Origin of the sequence: Asanoa siamensis, from assembly GCF_016862555.1 — a bacterium.
GTDB classification, from domain to species: domain Bacteria; phylum Actinomycetota; class Actinomycetes; order Mycobacteriales; family Micromonosporaceae; genus Asanoa; species Asanoa siamensis.
In genome coordinates this window covers 121,431-128,644 of the sequence record NZ_BONE01000017.1, presented here as the reverse complement: position 1 = coordinate 128,644, position 7,214 = coordinate 121,431, and the positions used below count along the sequence as shown (strand labels likewise).

The 7,214-nt window shown below is 66.5% G+C and carries 2 protein-coding genes; one reads left to right on the top strand and one right to left on the bottom strand.

All coding sequences use genetic code 11. The features are described 5' to 3' along the window. Positions 1 to 434: 434 nt before the first annotated feature. Positions 435 to 3,782, bottom strand: coding sequence for a glycosyl hydrolase family 95 catalytic domain-containing protein (locus Asi02nite_RS12970; protein WP_203712830.1), 3,348 nt, complete (start codon positions 3,780 to 3,782; stop codon positions 435 to 437). Between the two features lie 483 nt (positions 3,783 to 4,265). Between Asi02nite_RS12970 and Asi02nite_RS12965 the strand changes: the two genes are divergently transcribed. Beyond that, a complete protein-coding gene (locus Asi02nite_RS12965) occupies positions 4,266 to 6,785 on the top strand; it encodes a S8 family serine peptidase (RefSeq protein ID WP_203712829.1) in 2,520 nt (839 codons plus the stop codon). The last annotated feature ends 429 nt before the right edge of the window (positions 6,786 to 7,214 follow it).

The window sequence follows — 7,214 nt, the reverse complement described above, 5'->3', positions numbered from 1 at the left end:
AGGGCGCCGGCCTCGTCGAAGAGCCGCGCCGCTTCCGCACATCTTCCGGCGCAGTGATCGAGATACCGCGACCTCGAAGAACTCGGCCACGACGCGTCCGCCGGGCGGGGTGATGAGGGTCTAGCGCTCGAGTCACACCTTGACCGGGTCAGGACATGGACGGCCGATAGCCGCGTAGGTCGGACAGCAGAATCGTGCCTGCCAGCAGACACCCCGGTTGGGTATCGGTTCGTGTCGCCCTCGGACGGCTACCGATCCCCAACGGTGCCGGTCAAGATTGATTTGGGCGTGCACCGTTCCTGTTTCTGGGGGTTGGCTCAGGTGGAGTCTGAGCCTGTGGCGCCATCAAATCGAGCAGAATGACGTGACCGAGCAGCGGGCGTTGAGCTGCGCGCACGGTGCCCGGCGACCACGTCGCCGGGCACCCGAACGGATCAGCGGAATGTGGCTTTCAGCTCCTGCAAAGCAGCCACAAGCTCCGCGCTTGCCCGGCCCTTTCTTGCCGCGTTGTCGAGGTGTGCGATGACCGCCCGGTGTGACGCCGGCGAATTCGCGAGTTTCTCCGCCTTCTCGACGTGCTTCCGGACTTCTTCCGCGGTCCGGCCGGTGAGGTCGCCGGCGCGCGCGGCGCGGTCGACGATCCAGAAGACCGTCGAGAACCCTGGCCCGTCCGAGATCCGGTAGGTTTCACCCGCCTCGCCCTCGAACCGGATCGTGTTGCCGTCCAGGGCGCCGGCGTAGTTTGCCACCGCCTCGAACCGCACCTCGTTGCCGCTCGAGTCGGTCACCTTCTTGTGGGCTATGTCCCTGCTCCTGAGGGTGAGGGTTTGCGAGACACCCGGGGTCACGACCGCCGAGGCGAGTGTGTCGCCGGCCCACGCGATGTCCACTTCGACGTCTCCGCGAGCGCGCAGGCCCGTCACTGAGCCCCTATCCCAGACCTGAGGCAGCGCCGGCAGGAGTTCGATGGCGTCGCCTTGGGACTGCAGGAGCATCTCGGTCGCTCCGGCCGTGCCGCCGAAGTTTCCGTCGATCTGGAACGGTGGGTGCGCGTCCCACAAGTTGTCGTAGGTGCCCTGCTTCAGCAGGTTGCTGTAGAGGGTGTGCGCGCGGTCGCCGTCGCGGACCCGGGACCAGAAGTTCAGCTTCCAGGCCATCGACCATCCCGTCGACGAGTCGCCGCGGGTGTTGAGCGTCACCTTCATCGCGTTCACGAACGCGTCCTCTGCCGCGCTGCGGCCCGCGACGACCTGGTCGCCTGGGTGCAGGGCGTAGAGGTGGTTGGTATGGCGGTGGCTGCCGTCGCCGGTGAAGTCGATGGCGATGGGGTGCTGCCACTCCTGCAACTGTCCGCCGGGATACTGGCGGCCGTTCTGGGTGTAGGTGCCCTGCGGAGCGACCTGCAGGTCGAGCATGCCGTTCTTGGCCGTGGCGATCTCGTCGACGTACGCGTCCTCGGCAGCGCGGCCCTCGAGGCCGTTCGCCGCGTCAGCCTCGTCCAGGCGGTCGCCGAGAACCTCATGGGCCTCGATGACGTCCTCGAAGATGCCGATCACGACCGACTGCGGCTCTGTGGCGCCCAGCGAGTACGGCCCGTGCTCCGGCGAATAGGACGGGCTCACGACGAGCTTGTTGCTCTTCGAGTCCAGCACCAGAGTGTCCACCCAGAACAGTGCGGCGTCGCGCAGCAGGTCGTAGTGCTCCGCGAGGAAGCCCGCGTCCTTTGTGAACTGGTAGTGCTCCCAGACATGCTGGGCGAGCCAGGCGCCGTCCTCCGGGCTGTAGAACGCGTCCGACACCGCGGGAGCGGTGTTGCCCCAGGTGTTGTTCTCGTGCCACGTGGTCCACCCGCGCGTGCCCCCACCGAAAATCTGCTGCGCACCCTCGGTGCCCCGGGGGACCAGGCTGTCGACATAGCTGATCAGCGGCTCGGTCAGCTCCGAGAGGTTCGTCTGCTCGGCGAGCCAGTAGTTCATCTGCAGGTTGATGTTCGCGTGGTAGTCGCCGCTCCACGGGACGTTCGTGCCGTAGGCCCAGATCCCCTGCAGGTTCGCGGGGAGCCCGCCCGGACGCGACGACGAGATGAGCAGGTAGCGTCCGAACTGGTAGTACAGCATCTCGAGATAGCGGTTCTCGGCCGCGGTGTTCGTGCCAGCGCGGTACCCGGCCAACAACTGCGGGGTCGTCTTGTCGGTCACGGACGCGACGTTTCCGAGGTTCAGCTTGACCCGGTCGTAGAGCGACTTGTAGTCGGCCAGGTGGGTCGCGTACAGCTCGTCGAACGTGCGCGCGGACGCCGCGTCGATGCGCTGCTCGACGTCGATCAGGGGATCACGCCCGTCGAAGTAGTTGTTCAGCGGCTTCTCGCCCGGATACAGCGGGTCGGCCGTAACGTCCTGCTGGTAGTTGGTGTTCGTCGTGGTGAGCACCACGACCGAGTCGGCGTTCTTGACCGTGATCGCTTTCCCCGAGGTGACCAGCTCGGCGTGCTCGCCCTGGGGGATGACCTTCAGCTGTTGGGCGTAGTGGAGGGCGTCGTTGAACGTGTTGACGTCGTCCGCGGCCTGGTTGTGACCGGCGACCCAGCCCGTGGCCGTCACCGTGTCCCCGTCGACCACAATGGACTGCGGGTCGATCGGCCTGATCGCGAAGGACTGTGTGATCTGACCCGGCTCCGACGCGCTCAGGCGGATCGCCATCACGTTGGCGGGATTGGAGACGAAGTACTCGCGCGCGAAGTTGACCTCGTCCCGCGTGTACGACACCGAGGCCTTGCTGCCGTCGAGATCCAGCTCGCGCCGGTAGTCGGTCACCGGAACGGACTCGGTCGCGGGAAGAATGACCTGGATCTCCGACATCTGCGGGTCGGCGCCGGCCACGGTGTCAGTCACGGCCATCTTGTACGCGTCGTACGAGCCGGGAAGATCCAGCTCGAACGTCTTGTGCGCCTGGCGGGCGTCGCCGAAGGCGGCATCCGTCACCGTGTCGACGAGCGCCCAGTCGGAGCCGTCCGCCTTGCCGTACAACTGCCAGCTCTTGAAGTCCCGTCCGGGAACGTCGTTGCCAGTCGCCAGTCGGTACGTGGCCGCCTCGAACGAATGCGAGTACGACCACTGCACCTCGTACGGCCTGTCGGCGGTGGGCGGGCCGAACCTGTCGGCGTACATCTTCGTTCCCGTGGCCCCGTCGAACAGCGCCGCGGTGCCTTCGTTCGCGTTGTTGGGGTTGGTGTAGTTCGCCGAGAACCCGGTGATCTCGACGATGTCACCGGAGCTCATGGCGACCGTGCTGAGCTGCCGGTAGCTGCCGAAGTTGTTCTTGACGCCTTTGAGCTGGTCGACCGTGCTGGTGATCGCGGACATCGTCGCTCCGCTCGGCGTCGTCGCCGGCGTGATCCTGCCTTCCGCGTCGACCGTCGCCGGCGACGTCGCGTCCCAGGCCGCCTGCAGCAAATCCTGGGCCTTCTTGACGTTCGCGGCGTTCTCTTCCGAGGTCTTGGCGCTGAACCCGCCGTCGTACGCGGGATTCTGCCCGGGGCCGCCGGTCCAGTAGGTGTGATCGTTGATGATGATCTCGTCGCTGTCGACGCCGCCCATGATGCCGGCGCCGATGAAGCCGTTCCCGAGCGGGATGCTCTCCTTCTCCCACGCGAGCGCCTTGTCGTTCGCCGGGCCCGCTGGTGCCGAGTACCAGGCCTTGAGGGCGGGCTGCGCGCCGAAGGCGCTTGGCTGCGCGGCGGCGACTGGGGCGGTCAGTGCCACGACGCTGCCCGCGCCCAGCACGAGCGCGAGCGGACCGGCGATCCACCTCCTCCTTCCGAGAACGGCGGTGCCATCCCTTCGACGCCGACTGGTCGTTGGCACAGTTCTCTCTCCTTTGATCGAACATCCCTCGACGGATCGATCGGGCTTGCTCACGGCGCAGATCGCGACGAACGTGTGTACGACTAGACATCGGATGTCTGGATCGGATGATCGTACGATGGGCGCGTGCGACCCGCAACCATCACGGTCGATGTAGGCGTTGGACGCGACATAGATCGGATCTAACCGGCGTTGGGCGGCGGGTGGTGCCGGGGGCCGCCGTGGATGACGCGCCGCACTCGCCGCCCTGACCGGATGCCACCAGGACCAGGGGCTCGGATTGTGCCAGGGCGGACGCGTCCGATGTGGACGGTTGCTCGGAACCGCCCGTGGCGGATCATCTCGCCCTCTTGACGAGGCACTTCTCGCGGAGTCTAATCGATGATCATGAAGGGAGCCGGAATGAGCATGAGGTTCACGAGTCGGCGACAGTTTCTGCGGCGGGTGGGAGGCGCCCTCGCTGCCGGAGCGGGCATCGCGTTCCTTCCGGCCGGGTTGGTCTCGGCATCGCCCAGGACCGGACCGACATTGGCCCCTGGCGGCGCCGGCGACTGGCCGACGTACCCGGGAGACCCTGGCTTTGTCGCCACGAACCCGGGGGAACTGGACGCCGCTAAAGCCAGTTGGGAAACGCCGGAGTACGGGTATTACACCGGACACAATCCTGCTAATCCCGGCACGGCGATCGATTCCCCCTGGCAGCTCGTCGCGGTGAACGCGTCCACCGCGTACGCCCTGGGTTATTTCGGGCAGGGCGTCGCGCTGGGCATGATGGACTCGGGTTACCGGACCACGCACGAAGCATTCCAGACCGGGCTGATCGTGCCGGTGCGAGCGGAGGGCGTCTACGGCACGTCCGGCTTCGGATACCGAAACACAGCGACCCCGGGCAACCCCTTTGTCGCGGGCGAGCCGTTCACCGTGGCCGGCGACCAGGCGAGAACAACTGACTACGGGCACGGGACCGGGATGCTCGGGGTCACCTCCGGCATCCGCGACGGCAAAGAGCAGCACGGCATCGCCTTCGGGTCGAAGATGTTTGTTGCCAAGACCAGCGGTTCCGATACCCAGTCCCACGGTCCCTTCCACGACTACGTCTACTGGTACACGGCCAACAAGGCCCTGGTCGACGCGGGCGCCCAGGTCATCAACAGCAGCTGGGGCTCGTTCGTCCAGACTCTCGACCGGGGGCGGTTCGACGGCCTCGGAAACGATCTCGGAGTCGGTGGCAACCTCGCCAACGCGTACGAGCTGGCCGGCAAGGACAGCGCCAGCCCCACGGCGATGGCGACCATTCTCCCCAACGAGTACCTGAAGGATCTGGAGTACCAGTACTTCCTCTTCAAGATCTGCTATTCGGAAGGCGGCGAACAGTACAACCCGAACTACCCCGGACGGTCCTTCATGGACGCCATCTGGGACGCCATCAAGGACAGCGGCACGGTCAACGTCAGGTCCTCCGGCAACAACGACTGGAGCAACCCGTTCTTCCGCCCGTCGTACCCCCTCTTCAATCCCTGGGCGGAAAATCAGTTCGTCGCCGTCGGCGGCGTGCAACCGCCCACTGTGGCCAATCCCGAATACACGAAGCAGTTCGGGTTCAACGAGGCGGGGCTCGCGAAATGGTGGACCGTGTCCACCCCTTCGAACAGCGTGCGGACCACGAGCAGCGCGGGTGACACCAACTACTCGAACTCGAGCGGCACGTCACCGGCGACGCCCGTCGCGTCGGCGGTGATGGGGGTCCTGCTCTCCCGCTATCCGAGCATGAACGCCAAGCAGGTGCGTGAGCTGATGTTCACCACTGCGAACAACAAGATGTCCGACGGCGTGCGGTTCCTCGGCACCGGGCAGACCTCCCCGTCCGGGGCATCCATCGCCTGGACCGCTCCCGACGGACTTCCGGACGAACGCTGGGGCTGGGGGATTCCCGACCTGGCCAAGGGCATGTACGGCCCCGGCCAGTTCCTGAGCCCCATGACGTACAAGATGGACAAGGCGCCCCTGGACGTCTGGTCGAACGACATCAGCGAGACCGCGATCAAGCAGAGGGAAAAGGAAGACCGGCAGTGGCTGGCCGGCTACAAGCGGCACGGCATCGCCTACGCCGGTGAGTTCAGCCCCAACGTGCGCAAGCCGGACGGCACGCTTGATGAACGAGCCTTCATGCTGCAGGGCATTCTGGCTGATCCGTACATCCAAGCCCTTACCGACGGCCATCCCGAGCTGTACGACAAGGTCGCCTACAACGACGCCGTCACGTGGCGCAAGCAATGGATGGATGCGCGCGCCGCGTACATCAAGCACAAGATTGACAAAGGCCTCTACACGGCTTCTCTGACCAAGCAGGGCTCGGGGACGCTGGTCATGACGGGCCACAACACCTACGAGGGCGGTACGACGGTCGAAGGCGGCAAGCTTTCGATCACCGGATCGCACGCGAGCTCGATCCGCGTCAAGGGCGGCACGCTCGGCGGCAGCGGTCGCGTAGCACGCAGCATCCACGTCGACCGCGGGGTCCTGCAGCCGGGTCTGTCGGCTGGGGAAGCGGCGTCCGCGGCGTCGCTCACCCTTACCGACGTCGCGCCCGGCAACGTCCTGACCGTCGGCGGCGACGTCACCGTCAGCAGGGCGGGTCGCGTCGCGATCACGATCTCCAGCAACCACGACTACACGAGGGTACGTGCCGCGGGTGACCTGGTGCTGAGCGGCGAGCTCGACCTGGACGTCCGCGCGCGCCTCACGCCGGGCACGGTTCTAACGATCATGAGCGGCGACTCGGTCAAGGGCAACTTCCATTCCCTGCCGGAACGGCGGGTCCTCAACGCGGGCCGCCACCTGTTCAGGGTGTCCTACCGGCACGGCGATGTGACGCTGACGGTCGTGCGGACGCTGCCCGGGGCAGGCTCCGACCGCGACTAGCCCCACGTGGCATGGCCCGCCAGGCTCAGGTTCGCCTGAGCCTGGCGGGCCAGGCCTCGCTACAGCGCATCAGCCGCTGCATCGGACAGAGGGACGTCCACACCTCGTGTCCAGCCCATCCTCGATGACCTGCGCGGGCACGGACGTCCGCGCGGACGAGCAGGCGGCGGCTAGCGAGGGAGCCATCCTTGGGGCCATGCGCGTCGCGCCACGTCCTTGCACCCAGCGCACCGCTGCCCGCCCCAGCGCACGCTGGCACCTTGGCCGCTACCTGGCCGCCTGAAGGCCCGCCGGTTTCGCCTGCGCTCGCGCGAGTCACGGCTGAAAACGAGGTGAAGGCGCTGGCTGGAAGGGTTCGGGTCGTCTCGCTCGACACGTCCGCAAGAAAGGCAGATCGATGTACCTACGACGCTGGGCGGGATGGGCGGA